The sequence below is a fragment of the Erwinia rhapontici genome (assembly GCF_012271765.1).
In the GTDB taxonomy this organism is placed as follows: Bacteria; Pseudomonadota; Gammaproteobacteria; order Enterobacterales; family Enterobacteriaceae; genus Erwinia; species Erwinia rhapontici.
In genome coordinates this window covers 265,953-282,209 of sequence record NZ_VRKO01000010.1, presented here as the reverse complement: position 1 = coordinate 282,209, position 16,257 = coordinate 265,953, and the positions used below count along the sequence as shown (strand labels likewise).

The window sequence follows — 16,257 nt, the reverse complement described above, 5'->3', positions numbered from 1 at the left end:
ATGCTTCCTGAATGCTGTGTGTGAAACTGTTTCGCAGGGAGGGCAAATGAGCGTCACAAGGGGACGTTCTGCCGTTACATAATGTTTCAAACCCTGCAGGACGCTGCCATCATAGAGAAGGCCTTGTTAATTAACTGTGAATTTACTCACAGATTGGAAACGGTTACATCGTAGATTCGCCTGAGTTAGTGACGGCCGCCACATTTTGTCGTGTTGCCACTGAATGGCGTCGCACCAGGGTCGGCATAAAGCAGTGCTGGGCGCTGCTGTCCAGCTCCCCGGCGGCGCCTTTGAGCGCCAGCTCAGTGGCCAGTTTTGCCATAGAAACAATCGGGTAGCGCACGGTACTGAGCTGCGGATCGGTGTAACGCGAGATGGGAATATCATCGAACCCGACGACAGAAAGCTGCTGCGGCACCGCAATACCATTATCTTTCAGGGCGGCCAGCGCCCCGGCAGCCATACTGTCGTTGTAGGCAAACACTGCCGTCAGCTGCAGGTTACGCCCCAGCAGCTCCACCATCGCCGCCTCACCGCCCTGTAAATCAGGCTCACCGCTGGCACACCAGCTTTCAACGGGCGTCACGCCCTGCTCGCTCAGCGCCTGAGACCAGCCCTCACGGCGCTGATCGTTGTCTTCAATCGGATGTACGGAACCTAAGTAGCCAATGCGCTGGTGACCGTGCTGTTGCAACATACGCATCGCCATCAGCGCCCCGCTGACGTTGTCGAGGCAAACACAGCGATGGGCAAAACCAGGCACAATACGGTTAACCAGTACCATACCCGGCACCTGCTGCATCAGAGAGGCAAGCTCGGCGTCTGGTAAGGCTTTCGCATGGACGATCAAGGCGTTACAGCGCTGGCGAATCAATACTTCAATCGCGTGACGCTCTTTATCCGCCTGATGATAGGAGTTGTTGATTAATACATGTTTGTGCAGACGCTGGGCCACGGTATCAACCGCTTTCACCAGCGCGCCAAAGAAGGGATCGGACACGTCCATCACCACCACACCAATGGTGTCGCTGACCTGCGTGGCCAGCGCCTGGGCGTTCGCATTGGGACGATAACCGAGGCGTGCAACCGTTTTCAGCACCACCTCGCGGGTGTCTCCGGTCACCGCCGCACTGTTATTCAGCACCCGGGAGACCGTAGCGACCGAAACGCCCGCCTCGCGGGCAACATCACGTATGGTAATCATGAGCGATTACCACTGAAGCCTGTTATTTGCATAGCTCTTCCTGACCCAGACGCATTCTGACGTCTATTCTGTCAGGTGAAAGACCCGGGCTACGTGAAATCCGTCACAGGCTTGAAAACGGTTACATACAATTTTTTAACCTTTGTGATGAACATCATCTTCCAACGGTTTTTTCTCTAGCCCCACCCCGGTCAGCTGGCGCCATAACCACTCGACGGGGCCCTGACGGAATATGCGCAGCCAAAAGTGGGAAAACAACAGGTTAACGACCCAGACCAGCGGAACAATCAGCAGCAACTGCAGGCGGTCGAAGTGATTGAACAATGCAAAGTGGTTAAACAGCGTGGTACAAATCAGCGTCTGTAACAGATAATTGGAGAGTGCCATTCTGCCCACCGCACTCACCATTAGCGTCAGGCGAAAACGCTGGAGCTGCGGCCACCAGCCAAAGCACAGCGCGGCGTAGCCCAGCGACTGCAAGGGGGCACTGATTTCACGCGGCACCTGCAGGAAGAAGCCCGCCCAGCGAAACTCCCATTTGACGTGCCATTGTAACGCAATCGACAACCCTTCAATCAGCATGCCTGCCAGCACCAGCATCGCGCCCGTACGGCGATAATGTTTCAGGCTCCAGGTGCCGCGCAGCCAGCCGCTGCGCATCAATGCGGCACCCACCATCATCAGGCCCGCCAGCTGCCAGCCATACTGCGCCGCCAGCGCCATCAGCGCCGACCCCAGCATATCCAGGCGATTGACCATCGCCTCCCAGCCACCCTGCGTGCGCCAGAAGGTTTCATACTGCACGTCGGCCGCGCCTGCCAGCCATGAACTGTTCGGATTTGGCCCGGATGCCATGCCGAGCACCACCAGCACCGCACTGCCAATCAGGTAAAGCATTAACCCGGTATTGAAGAGCTGCTTTGTACCGGGCACATCGCGGATCATGCGCCAGGTCACCAGCCCGGTCAGCCCGTAAGCCAGCAGGATATCGCCCTCCCATAGCAGTAAGGCGTGCAGGAAACCGAAGATCACCAGCCAGGAGAGGCGTGACTGTATCCAGCGCTTACCGCGCGGCAACAGCAGTTGCAGCCCGGCACCGAACAGGATGGCAAATAGCGTGAGAAACTTTGCCTGGGCGAACAGATCCATCGCCGCCCATACCAGAAAATCGCGGGTCGATGGCAATCCTTGCCAGGCTGGATTCAGATAAGCCGCCTTCGGCAAACCAAAGGCGGTGATATTCAGCAGAAGAATGCCAAGAATGGCCAGTCCACGAATAAAATCGAGAGGAAGAATACGGGACATGGAGGCAATCCTGTAGGGGCCAGGCATGCCTGGCCCTGAACATTAGCGATGGCGTACCGAGCGCAGGAACTCCTGGCGCGTGTTCTGGCTGGACTTGAACAGCCCACCCAACGAGGTCGTTGTGGTGGCGCTGGTGGCATCGCGAATACCGCGCGCTTTCACACAATAGTGCACGGCATCAATGGACACCGCGACGTTGCTGGTGCCCAGCAGTGTTTGCAGTGCGACCAGAATCTGCTGCGTCAACCGTTCCTGCACCTGCGGCCGCGAGGAGAAGAACTGCACGATACGGTTGATTTTCGACAGACCAATCACCTTCTCTTTCGGGATATAGGCCACGGTCGCCTGACCATCGATAATCACAAAGTGATGTTCACAGGTGCTGGTCAGCGTAATATCACGCACGGTCACCATTTCATCCACTTTCATCTTGTTTTCGATAACGGTGATTTTCGGGAAGTTGGCATAGTCGAGGCCGGAGAACACTTCATTAACGTACATTTTGGCAATACGCTGCGGTGTTTCAGCCAGGCTGTCATCTTCCAGATCAAGATTGAGCAACTGCATAATTTCGGTCATATGACCGGCGATCAGCTGCTTACGCGTATCGTCATCCATTTCACGCACAGGTGAACGCAGCGGGGTTTCCAGGCCGCGGGCAACCAGCGCCTCATGAACCAGTGTGGCTTCCTGACTTAACGTCGCCATTTGTCTCTTTTCTCCAGCAGGTCTGACAAAATCCAATCCTCAATAGATTTCATGATGCAGGAAGGCAGCAACCGAACGAATCCCCGGGAGCTTACAACAAGTAAGTGACCGGGGTGAGTAAGGGCAGACAACGCACCTGCAGCGTGAAAGATGAAGAGGATTTCTGAGGCGCTATTTTGGAACACATTTGGAGTCTGATCCAGTGAATCAATTTAATTGTCGATGAAACAGTTTCATTCAGCTGCCGCCTCGCGATGCCACACCAGCACTCCCGCCACCAGCAGCGCCGCCCCGGCCACATACAACGCGGGTTCAAGACGGTGCGTCAGCGCCGTAGAGATGGCCGATAACATCGGCCCCACCAGTTGCCCGACTGCGTAACCGGTGGTCAGTAATCCGGCGAGATAGCGCGTGTGCAGCGGGGCCAGTTCACGGGCATATTGCAGAGAAAGCTGTACTACACAAAGAAAGCCGCCACCAATCAGCGCCGATCCCAGCGCCAATCCGCCCAATCCGGGGATCAGATCCGCTGCAAAAACCCCCAGCGCCTGCACCCACAGCACCAGCGCCAGGCGACGGTTACTGTCACCCAGGTGACGGGTCAGAATACCGATAGCGATCCCCACCACGGCAGCCCCACCAAACACCGGCCAGACAAACTGGCTGATCAGGCCGGGAAAACGTGTGGTCGCCATCTGTGACAGAAAGGTTGCGGGCAGAATATAGCCAAATCCGGCCAGACTGTAGCTCCATACCAGCCGCTTCAGCCCAGGTGTCAGGCGCAGCGGCTCCGGGGCGGTTTCCGGGAGATGCAACTGACCGGTACGCGGTAAGGTGCGGGCAATCAGCGCCACCAGGGCCAGCGCCAGCACGCCATAAGCGCCCCAGGCCCAGGCCGCGCTGACCTGCTGGCTGTGCAGCCACACCGCCAGCAGTCCGCTGATCAAAATCCCGGTTCCCGGCCCGGCGAACACGGCGGCACTCAGCCCCGGACGCTGATAACGGTGCAACTGCTCATTGCTCCAGGCTGCAATCAGCACCATGGCCCAGCCGCTGGCCCAGCCAATCAGGAAGCGCACCACGCCGTGCTGCCACGGGCCGGAAACCAGGGCGGAAATCAGCGTCAGCACGACGGCTCCCCAGACCCCCGCCTGTAAGCGCCATTCCACGCGCCGCGTAGCACGCATGGCATCAAACGAACCGCACAGATACCCCAGATAGTTCAGCGCCGCCACCACCGCCGCACTCGTCAGCGATAGCTGATTTTCGCCTATCATTAAAGGCACCTGTGGGGTAAAGGCAAAGCGCCCTATCCCCATCGCCACCACCAACGTCAGAAAAGCACATAGCGCAACACGTACTGCCATTTTTGACTCCCGAGCCGATTTTCAGTTGCCATCAGGATGAGTGATGGTTAAAATCACGAAAAGTGAATAATACTAACTAAGTTGCTGACGATAAGAGAACGAATGGACCTGACCCAACTTAAAATGTTCTGCGCGGTGGCTGACAGCGGTTCCGTCGTGCGGGCAGCGGAGCAGTTACATCGGGTGCCGTCAAACCTCACTACGCGCCTGCGCCAGCTGGAAGAAGAGCTGGGCACCGACCTGTTTATCCGCGAGAAGCAGCGCCTGCGCCTGTCGCCGATGGGCCATAACTTCCTCTGTTATGCTCAGCGTATCCTTGCGCTGAGCGAAGAGGCGCTGAACATGGCTCACGGTGGCAAACCGGCGGGCAATTTTGCCCTCGGATCGATGGAGAGCACGGCCGCGACGCGGCTGCCCTCACTGCTGGCAGAGTTTCATCAGCGTTATCCCGCCGTCAACCTGGCGCTGAGTACCGGTACCTCTTCTGAGATTATCGAAAAAGTGCGCGTTGGCACTCTGGCCGCCGCGCTGGCGGATGGCCCGGTCAATGCGGATGAACTCAACAGCTGTGTGGCATTTCCCGAGCAGATGGTGCTGATTTCCAGTCTGGATCATGCCGGGATCATAACGCCCGCCGATGCCGCAGGCAGCACGCTGTTTGCCTTTCGTCCGGGCTGCTCCTATCGCATTCGCTTAGAGAACTGGTTCCGCGATGCTGGCGTCCAGCCGGGCAATGTGATGGAGATTCAGTCGTATCACGCGATGCTGGCCTGCGTTGCCAGCGGCGGCGGGCTGGCATTGCTGCCTGCCGCCGTGCTGGCGCAGATGCCGGGCCACGAACGCGTGCGCCAGCACCCGCTGCCACCTGAAATGCGCGAAACCGAGACCCGACTGGTGTGGCGCCGTGATGCCTTCACGCCCAACGTTGAGGCGCTGAAGTATCTGATTATTGAACAATTTGATGAGAAGTCCAGCGATTAACTGCTGTTTCCTTCAACTCTGGTTACGCTTATTACACCCCTTTGAAAGAAAGACAGGAGCAACATATGCAGATGATTAAAACGCGTGCCGCCGTAGCATGGGCCGCCGGTGAACCACTGAAAATTGAAGAACTGGATCTGATGCCACCGCAAAAAGGCGAAGTGCTGGTCCGTATCGTTGCCACTGGCGTCTGCCACACCGATGCTTACACGCTGTCCGGTAAAGATCCGGAGGGTGTGTTCCCGGCGGTGCTGGGCCATGAGGGCGGCGGCGTGGTGGAAGCCGTGGGTGAAGGCGTTACCAGCGTGGCCGTGGGCGACCATGTGATCCCGCTGTACACCCCGGAGTGTGGCAAATGTAAATTCTGTCTGTCCGGTAAAACCAACCTGTGTCAGGCGATCCGCTCCACCCAGGGCAAAGGCCTGATGCCAGACGGCACCACTCGCTTCTTCAAAGACGGTCAGCCGATTTTCCATTATATGGGCACCTCAACGTTCTCTGAATACACCGTGATTCCGGAAATCTCCCTGGCGAAAATCAGTAAAGAAGCGCCGCTGGAAGAAGTGTGCCTGCTGGGCTGCGGCGTCACCACCGGCATGGGTGCCGTGACCAATACCGCGAAAGTGAAAGAAGGCGATACCGTGGCGATTTTCGGCCTCGGCGGCATTGGCCTGTCGGCGATTATTGGCGCGAAAATGGCGAAGGCCGGACGCATCATCGGGATTGATATCAATACCAGCAAATACGATCTGGCACGCAAACTGGGCGCGACCGATCTGATCAACCCGAAAGATTTCGACAAGCCGATTCAGGATGTGATCGTTGAAATGACCGACGGCGGGGTTGACTACTCCTTCGAGTGTATTGGTAACGTCAACGTGATGCGTTCAGCTCTTGAGTGTTGTCATAAAGGCTGGGGCGAGTCCGTGATCATCGGTGTAGCCGGTGCCGGTGAAGAGATTTCTACCCGTCCCTTCCAGCTGGTGACCGGGCGCGTTTGGCGCGGTTCTGCCTTCGGTGGCGTAAAAGGCCGCTCGCAGCTGCCGGGCATCGTGGATCGTTATATGGCGGGTGACTTCCAGCTGAATGACTTTATTACCCACACCATGCCGCTGGAAGAGATCAACGACGCATTCGACCTGATGCACGAAGGGAAATCGATTCGTTCTGTGGTGCATTTCGCCAAAAAATAAGAGAGGAAAGGATGCCATCGACTCTGGAACTTCTGGAAGAACATCGCCTGTTTGGCGGCTGGCAGCAGCGCTACCAGCATCAGTCTGAGACGCTGAACTGCGCGATGACCTTCAGCGTCTTTTTACCGGGACCGAAAAGCAGTTCACCGCCACCCGTGGTCTACTTTCTGGCGGGACTGACCTGTAGCGACGAGAACTTTAGCGTGAAATCCGGTGCGCAGCGCGTGGCGGCCGAACTGGGCCTGGTGCTGGTGATGCCGGATACCAGCCCGCGCGGCGAAGGCGTTGCCAACGACGACGGTTACGACCTCGGTCAGGGTGCCGGTTTCTACCTCAATGCCACCGAAGCGCCCTGGGCAGATCATTTTCACATGTACGATTACATCAACACTGAATTACCTGCATTGATTGCCGGTAATTTCAATGTCAGCGATCGTCAGGCGATTATGGGGCATTCGATGGGCGGCCACGGTGCACTGATGATTGCACTGCGTAACCCGGGTAAATTCAGTTCGGCGTCGGCGTTCGCACCGATTGTGAATCCGCTGGAAGTGGCATGGGGGCAGAAGGCCTTCCGCACCTATCTGGGGGATGATATCAACACGTGGAAGCAGTACGACAGCTGCTGGCTGATGCGTAACGGTGGTGCCGTGCTGCCGATGCTGGTCGATCAGGGCGATAACGATCAGTTCCTCGCCGATCAGCTGAGGCCGCAACGGCTGGAGGCCATCGCGCTGGAGCTGAACTATCCGTTAACCGTGCGGGAACAGCCCGGTTACGACCATAGCTACTTCTTTATCGCCAGCTTTGTGGAAGATCACCTGCGCTTCCATGCGCAGCATCTGCTGGTGTAAATCGCGCACGGTTGGCATCTCTTATCCAGGGCGAGGCATGCCTCGCCCCTACCCAAGATCACCGCACCCTCCTGAACGTAGGGGTCGGGCATGCCCGACCCTGCCCAATATCACCGTACCCTCCCTGAACGTAGGGGGCGGCCATGCCCGACCCTGCCCAATATCACCGTAGCCACCCTGAACGTAGGGGTCGGGCATGCCCGTCCCTGCTGCGGCAGGCACGCGCTAGCTGATGGCCTCTGCCACTAAACCATCAATCAACACCTGCGGCACACCCTGCGAGCAGCGCTCAATGCGCCCTTTTACACCATACACCCGCGCCAGACTTTCCGGCGTAATCACCGCTTCCGGTAAACCATCGGCAATCAGCTCACCGTTTTGCAGCATCAATACGTGCTCGCTGTGACGCAGCGCGATATTAATATCATGCACCACCACGACGGTAACGATGTTGCGCAGGCGGGTTTCCCGCCGCACTAAATCCATCACGTGGAACTGGTAATTGAGGTCGAGTGCACTTAACGGTTCGTCCAGCAGCAACAGCTCCGGGCGGCGGATTAGCGACTGCGCCAGCCCGACTAACTGTTTCTGACCGCCTGACAGCTGGTCAAGATAACTCAGCGCCAGATGCGCGATACCCAGTTGCTCCAGCAGCGCCATCACTTCGGCTTCGCTGCTGGCATTACTGCGCCCGCCGCTGGCTCGCTGCGCCACAATAATCGACTCCAGCACATGCAGATGCACCCCAGCCGGCAGCGACTGCGGCAGATACACCACGCGTGAGGCACGGCGGGCAAACGGCAACGCCATCAGGTCTTCACCGTTCAGCCACAGTTCACCTTTGGCGCGGTTCAGCCCGGCCAGCGAGCGCAGCAGCGTTGACTTGCCGCAGCCGTTAGGCCCCAACAGCACGGTAATTTTGCCACGTGGCAGCAGCGGAACATTGAGATTGCTGATCACCTGACGTTTTGGATAACCGGCATGGAAACCGCTAATTTTCAGCCCCTGCATCAGACACTCCCCCGATGGCGCAGAATAATACTCAGGAAGAACGGCACGCCCACCAGTGAGGTGACAATCCCTACAGGAATGATGACGCCAGAGATCAGGTTCTTCGATACTACCGATGCCATCGACAGCACCAGTGCCCCCGTCAGCGCACTGGCGGGCAAATAGAAGCGGTGATCCTCACCAAAAATCATGCGGGCAATATGCGGTGCTACCAGGCCGATAAAGCCAATCGGGCCGACAAACGCCACCGCCAGTGCCGAGATCACGCTGATGCGCAGCAGCGTAACCAGACGCAGGCGGCGCACATCAATACCGAAACTCACGGCCCTATCTTCACCCAGACGCAGCGCCGTCAGTTTCCACGCGCTTAACATCGAGAACGGCACCAGGATCAGCAGAGCCACGCAGAGCACCGCCAGCTTTTCCCACGAGGCGCGCGCCAGGCTGCCCATCGTCCAGAATACCAGCCCCTGCAAAGTATCTTCGCTGGCAATAAACTGCATCATCGAGACCAGTGCATTGAAGGTAAACACCAGCGCGATACCAAACAGCACCACACCGGAGGTGGACACCTGCGTCCAGCGCGTAACCGCGTCCAGCATCAGTGCAGCCAGCAGCGCAAAGACAAATGCATTGGCGGAGATAAACCACTGGTCCGGGATGCCCGGGATACCAATGCCCAGCACAATGGCCAGTGCAGCACCAAAGGCGGCGGCAGACGACACCCCAAGGGTAAACGGGCTGGCCAGCGGGTTATTCAGGATGGTCTGCATCTCAGCCCCGGCAAGGCCCAGTCCTAAGCCCACCACCACAGCCATCAACGCATACGGCAGGCGTATGTCCCAGACGATCACTCGGGTACCGGCATCAACCGTCTCCGGTGACAGCAGCGTTTGCCATAATACCTGTAACGACAGGCCGGACGGGCCAAGCGTGAAGTCCAGCACCAGCGAAGCGGCGATCGCCAGCACCAGTACGGCCATAATTAACAGTCGGTGGCGCAGCAGCTGGTGGTAACGCCCCATGACACCTTCAGGCGGGATGTTGCCCGCGTGCTGCACGGGTTCCTGGGTCAGACTCATTCTCAATACCTGCTAGAAATGTATTTAATGCCGCTTAAAATAAAGCAAATGCGAATACTAATCAGTAATATTTTTAGTCTGTTTTATTGACATAAATGATTCAGATAAAAAAAGGCGCGGGATCCGCGCCTTCTTCTGTTATCCCATCGCCATTACTTTTCGAACTTAGGGAATTCCATCTCACTGTACTTCACAAAACGCGTTTTGCGCGTCAGCTTGAAGCCAAACCAGATGATCAGGAACAGCGGGATGCCAATATAGGTGGCCGCTACGCCACCCCAGTCAATGGTATCCGACAGGAACGCCTGATAGTTCTGGCCCAGGGTAATAATCAGACACAGCACAAACGCAAAGATCGGCCCCAGCGGGAAGAAACCAGAACGGTACGGCAGATCGGCCAGATCCCGGCCCTGAGCCACATACCCTTTACGGAAACGATAATGACTGATAGCAATACCCAGCCAGGCAATAAAGCCCGTCATCCCGGAGGTGTTCAGCAGCCACAGGTACACCGTCTGATTGCCAAACATCGAGGTCAGGAAGCACAACCCCGCCACCACTGTTGTGGCATACAGCGCATTACGCGGCACACCGCCTTTGGACAGTTTGGCGAAGATACGCGGTGCTTTACCCTCTGAAGCCAGGGTATAGAGCATACGCGTGGAGGCATACATCCCGGAGTTCCCCGCTGACAGCACCGCCGTCAGGATCACCGCATTCATGACTGCCGCTGCCGACAGCAGGCCGGCATGCTGGAAGACCAGCGTGAACGGGCTGACGCTGATATCGGTCACATTGTTACGCAGCAGGCTCGGGTCGGTGTAAGGGATAATCAGGCTGATCACCAGAATCGCAAACACATAGAACAGCAGGATGCGCCAGAATACCTGACGAACGGCACGCGGAATGTTCTTCGCCGGGTCTTCCGACTCACCGGCGGCAATACCAATTAATTCGGTGCCCTGGAACGAGAAGCCAACGATCATCGCCACGCCAATCATCGCGGCAAAGCCACCAGAAAACGGCGCATCACCAATCTGCCAGTTATGCCAGCCTGCACTTTCACCGCCGCGCAGAATGCCCACGATCATCGCTACACCCACGATAATAAAGATGATGACGGTGACCACTTTGATCAATGAGAACCAGTATTCCGCTTCACCAAAGCCTTTTACGGAGATGTAGTTCAGCAGGAAGATCAGGCAGAGGAACAGTGCGCTCCAGATCCAGCCCGGGGTGTCCGGGAACCACCAGGTCATCACCAGCTGTGAAGCAACGAGGTCAACGGCGATGGTGACCGCCCAGTTGTACCAATAGTTCCAGCCCAGCGCGAAACCGAAGCCTTCTTCGACGTATTTGGCGCCGTAGGTAGAAAATGAGCCTGAAACCGGCATAAAGGCCGCCAGCTCACCGAGGCTGGTCATCAGGAAGTAAACCATCAGGCCAATCAGCATATAGGACAGTAATGCCCCGCCTGGACCCGCCTGAGAAATAGTGGCACCTGAGGCGACAAATAAGCCTGTGCCAATCGAACCGCCAATGGCGATCATGGTTAAGTGACGTGCTTTCAGTTCACGTCTTAATCCAGTGGGTTGTGTTGTTGTTGTGTCATGATCCATGTTTTAACGCTGCGCCTTGCAAAAAATAAGGCGCGATTATAGCAACCTGGCGGGGGTCGTATAGCGATTACGCCACGTTATAAGTTAGCTTCATGATCGGCGGGAAATTATTAGCGTAACACGGGAGAGGCGTGCTCTCCCCTGTCAGAGCGCATGATTTCGCAGGGGTCGGGCATGCCCGACCCGGGTTTTATTCCGTGCAATAGCTCAGAAAACGGTTCAGCGCCTTCGAGAGGTGTTTCTGCCGATGATGAATCCGGTACAGCGTGCGTTTGAGTTTTGGCAACGGAATGGTCACTTCGACCAGCGTCCCCATCTCCAGTTGTTCGGCAATCACCCTCCGCGACAGGCAGCTGATCCCCATGCCGTGACGCACCGCATTTTTAATCGCCTCAGAGTTACCCAGCTCCAGCGCCAGATCGAACTGCGGCAGATGTGACAACAGCAGATAGTCGACGATTTCACGCGTGCCGGAGCCATGTTCGCGCAGGATCCAGGGCGCGGCGGCCAGGCTCTGTAACGTCACCGGCTGGTTGAGAATATCGGCATTCGGGGCCGCAAAAACCACCAGCTCATCTTCCAGCCAGGGCTCCGTGATCAATTCAGCCATATGGCATGGCCCTTCAATCAGACCAATATCCACCCGAAAATCAGCGACATCAGTAATCACGTCCTGGCTGTTACCGACGCTCAGCTCTAAAGGCAGCATCGGGAAATCGCGGCGGTAGTGGGCGATCATGCCGGGTAACAGATAGTTGCCGATGGTGCTGCTGGCCGATACGCGCAATGCCCCGTTGTCTTCACGGAATAACTGCTCAATATCCTGCGCCTGCTCAAGCAGCCCAACGGCACGTGGATATAACAGGCGGCCATGTTCGTTAATGACCAGGCGTTTGCCGACCCGGTCAAACAACTGGACACTCAGTTGGCCTTCAAGATCGGCCAATGCGGCACTGACCGCTGACTGGGAAAGTGCCAGCACCTGAGAGGCCTGAGTGGTTGAACCGCTTTTCAGGACTTCGGTGAAGACTTCCAGTTGGCGCAGGGTGATATGCATCGTCATTCCTTTCACAAAAAAAGTGGCTTACAAGTAGACCGCTTAACACTTAGAGTGGTTGATTATAAGTATATAATCAATTTCTCTTTTAAGTAAGTTGCCATCATCATATCGCCATCATCTTATGGAGGAAGATATTTTGGCTGACATCGCTCTCAAAAATCATCATCACTCGATACAGCACTTTATTCCAGGCCTCGCGCTGGCAGGCGGGATTGCCGCGCTGGCTATCTGGGCGGGCAATATCCCCTGGGTTGCCGGACTGGGGCTGGGCGCACTGACCCTGGCGATTGTATTTGGCATCGTCGCTGGCAATACGCTGTATCCCCTTATTTATCCGTCTTGCGATAGCGGTATTCTGCTGGCAAAGCAGAAGTTGCTACGGCTGGGCATTATTCTCTATGGCTTTCGGTTAACCTTCCAGCAAATAGCCAACGTCGGCATCAGTGGCGTGATCATCGATATCATGACCCTGAGCTCCACGTTCTTTATTGCCTGCTGGCTGGGGCGTAAAGTCTTCGGGCTGGATCGCGACACGGCCTGGTTGATTGGCGCCGGCAGCAGTATCTGTGGTGCCGCGGCCGTGCTGGCAACAGAACCCGTGCTGAAAGCCGAAGCCTCAAAAGTCGCGGTGGCCGTGGCTACGGTTGTGATCTTTGGCACTATCGCGATTTTCCTTTATCCGCTGTTATATCCGCATGTCTTACAGATGTTTCCGTCGGTGACACCTGAAAGCTATGGTATTTACACGGGCTCTACGATGCATGAAGTCGCGCAAGTGGTCGCGGCAGGACATGCTATCGCCCCGGAAACAGAGAACGCGGCGGTGATCAGTAAAATGCTGCGCGTGATGATGCTGGCCCCCTTCCTGGTGATCCTCAACTGGCAGATGAAGCGTATGCAGCCAGCCACTGAAACCCAGAGCAAAAGCGCACTCTCTTTCCCATGGTTCGCTCTGCTCTTTATTGTTGTCGCGCTGTTTAACTCTCTCCATCTGTTCCCACAGTCCGTCGTCAACGCCATTAACCAGCTGGATAATGTCTTTCTGGCGATGGCCATGGCAGCGCTCGGCGTCACGACGCAGGTCAGCCAACTGAAGCGCGCCGGGATGCGCCCGATTCTTCTGGGCCTGACGCTGTTTATCTGGCTGATAGTGGGCGGTGGTGCTATCAACCTGTTGGTTCAACATTTGATGGCATAGTTTCCGCACTTTTCCGGTTATGATGACCTGACTGCCATTAGGCAGGCCATTAACAGGAGAACGGCATGAAATATATCGGTGCCCACGTCAGCGCAGCTGGCGGTGTGGATAAAGCGGTTGAACGCGCATACGAACTGGAAGCCACTGCTTTCGCGCTCTTTACGAAAAATCAGCGTCAGTGGCGCGCGGCTCCGCTGACTGATGAAGTGATTTCGGCCTTTCGCACTGCCTGTGAAAAGTATCACTACACTCCCGGGCAAATCCTGCCCCACGACAGCTATCTGATCAACCTCGGCCACCCGGTAGAGGAGGCCCTGGAAAAATCACGCGAAGCTTTCCTCGATGAAGTGACACGCTGCCAGCAATTGGGGCTGACGTTGTTGAATTTCCACCCCGGTAGCCACCTGCATCAAATCAGCGAAGACGACTGCCTTCAGCGCATTGCTGAGTCGATCAACATCGTGCTGGATAAAACGGAAGGCGTGACGGCGGTGATCGAGAATACCGCCGGTCAGGGCAGTAACCTGGGGTTCCGCTTTGAACATCTGGCGGCGATCATTGATGGCGTGGAAGATAAATCCCGCGTCGGTGTCTGCATTGATACCTGCCACGCCTTTGCCGGGGGTTACGACCTGCGCAGTGAAGAAGAGTGCGTGAAGACGTTTGCCGATTTCGAACGCATCGTGGGCTTTCAGTATCTGCGCGGTATGCACCTCAATGATGCGAAAAGCGAGTTTAACAGCCGTGTCGATCGTCACCACAGCCTGGGTGAGGGGAATATCGGTAAGACGGTATTTAGCTGGTTGATGAAGGATAAACGCTTTGATGGGATCCCGATGATTCTTGAAACGGTCAATCCGGATATCTGGAAAGATGAAATTGCGTGGTTGAAGTCAGAGCAGAAATAAAACCCGTAGGGGTCAGGCATGCCTGACCCTGTGAAACGGGCGAGGCGTGCCTCGCCCCTACGGGGATAAGATTATACTTTCAGCGCTTCTGCTTCCGGGCGTTTCAACACCGCGTAAGAGAGACCTGCCACCAGCGTACCCACGATAATCGCCGCCAGGTAACCGACGACCGGAGTGATTGCGCCAGGGATTAACAGGACAAACAGACCACCGTGTGGCGCCATCAGTTTGGCACCAATCGCCATCGACATTGCGCCGGTTACGGCACCGCCGATGATGCAGCAAGGCAGAACGCGCATCGGGTCACGGGCAGCAAACGGAATCGCACCTTCAGAGATAAAGCACAGACCCAGTACCAGCGCCGCTTTGCCCCCTTCCTGCTGACCTTTGTTGAACTTCCTGCGTGCAACCAGCGTTGCCAGACCCATCGCCAGCGGTGGCACCATACCGGCTGCCATAATCGCCGCCATCGGCGCATAGGTTTGCGAACTGAGCAGTCCGACACCAAAGGCATAAGCCACTTTGTTCACCGGGCCACCCATATCGGTACACATCATGCCACCGAGGATGGCGCCCAGAACCACCGCGTTAGCCGTACCCAGGTTTGCCAGCCAGGCCGTCAGACCTGCCATGATACCGGCCACCGGTTTGCCCACCACGTAGATCATCAGCAGACCTGTAATCAAACTCGCGACCAGCGGAATGATCAGAATCGGCTTTAATGCTTCCATGCTGGTCGGTAGTTTGACCTTCTGGCTAAGGAACTTCGCGGCATAACCGGCAATGAAACCGGCGATGATACCGCCAAGGAAGCCGGCGTTAATGCTGGTCGCCAGCATCCCGCCAATCAGGCCAGGCGTCAGACCCGGACGGTCTGCAATCGAGAAGGCGATAAAGCCTGCCAGCACCGGCACCATCAGGGCAAACGCACTGCTGCCACCAATCTGCATCAGCGCTGCTGCCAGCGTACCCTGCTCTTTAAACGCAGTGATACCAAAGGCGAAGGACAGGGCAATGCTCAGCCCCCCTGCGACCACCATCGGCAGCATGTAGGACACACCGGTCAACAAGTGACGATAGGCCCCTGCTTTCTCTTTTTTCTCATCCTGTGCAGCAGACTGTCCACCCTGAGGCTGGTAAACACGGGCTTCTGCCACGGCTTTATCCAGTTCCTGAGCGGTTTTCTTCAGCGCCAGGCTGGTAGAGGTGCGGTACATCGGCTTACCGGCAAATTTTGCCAGGTCCACTTCGATGTCTGCCGCAACAATCACCAGATCGGCTGCCGCCACTTCTTCAGCGGTAATGGCATTGCCAGCACCCACTGAACCACGGGTTTCCACCTTCACCCACCAGCCGCGTTTTTTCGCTTCGGTGTCAATGGCTTCGGCGGCCATAAACGTATGTGCCACACCAGTCGGACACGCGGTAATCGCGACAACACGTTTAGGCCCGGTGCTGACCGCAGCAGGCGCAGCCGCTGATGCCGCCGGTGCCTGATAAGGTTGTGCGTGAGTTTGCGCCTTTGCCAGCACCTCGGCTGGCTGACGCAGCAGCTGTTCGATGTCAGCCAGATAAATGGCTTTGCCGTTCAGCGTGCTGTCTGCCGGAATATTTTTGCCTGCCACAATGACTTGATCCGCTTCTGCCGGATTATCCGTCAGAGTCAGACCGGCGCTTGCCGCAGCCGCTGTGGTGATATTTTTTGCCAGATAGCCCGTTGCCAGCCCCAGCGAAGAATCGATTATCAGCAGCGTTTTCATTATGCGT

General features: G+C 56.6%; 14 protein-coding genes. 5 read left to right on the top strand and 9 right to left on the bottom strand.

The window, feature by feature from the left end:
- Positions 1-163 precede the first annotated feature (163 nt).
- The 4 genes from galS to FVB43_RS06570 all read right to left on the bottom strand — a co-directional run bounded on the left by galS (position 164) and on the right by FVB43_RS06570 (position 4,584).
- The gene (gene galS, locus FVB43_RS06585; RefSeq protein ID WP_133841480.1) at positions 164-1,204 is read right to left on the bottom strand and encodes an HTH-type transcriptional regulator GalS; all 1,041 of its coding nucleotides are present in this window, start codon (positions 1,202-1,204) and stop codon (positions 164-166) included.
- Positions 1,205-1,339: 135 nt separating this feature from the next.
- Positions 1,340-2,509 carry a DUF418 domain-containing protein YeiB gene (gene yeiB, locus FVB43_RS06580; RefSeq protein ID WP_167863619.1) on the bottom strand — a complete coding sequence of 390 codons (1,170 nt, stop codon included), beginning with the start codon at positions 2,507-2,509 and terminating at the stop codon, positions 1,340-1,342.
- A gap of 42 nt (positions 2,510-2,551) precedes the next feature.
- Complete coding sequence (gene folE, locus FVB43_RS06575) at positions 2,552-3,217, bottom strand: GTP cyclohydrolase I FolE (RefSeq protein WP_133841478.1); 666 nt, start codon at positions 3,215-3,217, stop codon at positions 2,552-2,554.
- A gap of 233 nt (positions 3,218-3,450) precedes the next feature.
- Positions 3,451-4,584 carry a YbfB/YjiJ family MFS transporter gene (locus FVB43_RS06570; RefSeq protein WP_167863618.1) on the bottom strand — a complete coding sequence of 378 codons (1,134 nt, stop codon included), beginning with the start codon at positions 4,582-4,584 and terminating at the stop codon, positions 3,451-3,453.
- A 102-nt stretch (positions 4,585-4,686) separates the two neighbouring features.
- Here FVB43_RS06570 and ptrR point away from each other — a divergent pair, with 102 nt between their 5' ends.
- From ptrR to fghA, 3 genes are all read left to right on the top strand, one after another.
- A complete protein-coding gene (ptrR, locus tag FVB43_RS06565) occupies positions 4,687-5,565 on the top strand; it encodes a putrescine utilization regulator PtrR (RefSeq protein ID WP_133841476.1) in 879 nt (292 codons plus the stop codon).
- A 65-nt stretch (positions 5,566-5,630) separates the two neighbouring features.
- Positions 5,631-6,758: an S-(hydroxymethyl)glutathione dehydrogenase/class III alcohol dehydrogenase gene (locus FVB43_RS06560; protein ID WP_133841475.1), complete on the top strand. Its 1,128-nt coding sequence runs from the start codon at positions 5,631-5,633 to the stop codon at positions 6,756-6,758.
- Between the two features lie 11 nt (positions 6,759-6,769).
- The gene (gene fghA / locus FVB43_RS06555; protein ID WP_133841474.1) at positions 6,770-7,612 is read left to right on the top strand and encodes an S-formylglutathione hydrolase; all 843 of its coding nucleotides are present in this window, start codon (positions 6,770-6,772) and stop codon (positions 7,610-7,612) included.
- 225 nt (positions 7,613-7,837) lie between these two features.
- Here fghA and FVB43_RS06550 read toward each other — a convergent pair whose 3' ends face one another.
- The 4 genes from FVB43_RS06550 to yieE form a co-directional block, all read right to left on the bottom strand.
- A complete protein-coding gene (locus FVB43_RS06550; RefSeq protein WP_166653681.1) occupies positions 7,838-8,623 on the bottom strand; it encodes an ABC transporter ATP-binding protein in 786 nt (261 codons plus the stop codon).
- Positions 8,623-9,705 (bottom strand): FecCD family ABC transporter permease, encoded by a 1,083-nt coding sequence (locus FVB43_RS06545; RefSeq protein ID WP_133841472.1) that lies wholly within the window; start codon positions 9,703-9,705, stop codon positions 8,623-8,625. The genes FVB43_RS06550 and FVB43_RS06545 overlap by 1 nt, the downstream gene beginning before the upstream one ends.
- A 152-nt stretch (positions 9,706-9,857) precedes the next feature.
- Positions 9,858-11,324 carry an amino acid permease gene (locus FVB43_RS06540; protein WP_133841471.1) on the bottom strand — a complete coding sequence of 489 codons (1,467 nt, stop codon included), beginning with the start codon at positions 11,322-11,324 and terminating at the stop codon, positions 9,858-9,860.
- A 190-nt stretch (positions 11,325-11,514) separates the two neighbouring features.
- Positions 11,515-12,381, bottom strand: coding sequence for a DNA-binding transcriptional regulator YeiE (gene yieE / locus FVB43_RS06535; RefSeq protein WP_133841470.1), 867 nt, complete (start codon positions 12,379-12,381; stop codon positions 11,515-11,517).
- Positions 12,382-12,520: 139 nt separating this feature from the next.
- Between yieE and FVB43_RS06530 the strand changes: the two genes are divergently transcribed.
- Together FVB43_RS06530 and nfo are read left to right on the top strand one after the other, a co-directional pair.
- Positions 12,521-13,582 carry a YeiH family putative sulfate export transporter gene (locus tag FVB43_RS06530; RefSeq protein WP_133841469.1) on the top strand — a complete coding sequence of 354 codons (1,062 nt, stop codon included), beginning with the start codon at positions 12,521-12,523 and terminating at the stop codon, positions 13,580-13,582.
- A gap of 65 nt (positions 13,583-13,647) precedes the next feature.
- A complete protein-coding gene (gene nfo, locus FVB43_RS06525; RefSeq protein ID WP_133841468.1) occupies positions 13,648-14,490 on the top strand; it encodes a deoxyribonuclease IV in 843 nt (280 codons plus the stop codon).
- A gap of 71 nt (positions 14,491-14,561) precedes the next feature.
- Here the strand turns inward: nfo and fruA are convergent, their stop codons facing one another.
- Positions 14,562-16,250, bottom strand: coding sequence for a PTS fructose transporter subunit IIBC (gene fruA, locus FVB43_RS06520; protein WP_133841467.1), 1,689 nt, complete (start codon positions 16,248-16,250; stop codon positions 14,562-14,564).
- Positions 16,251-16,257: the final 7 nt, after the last annotated feature.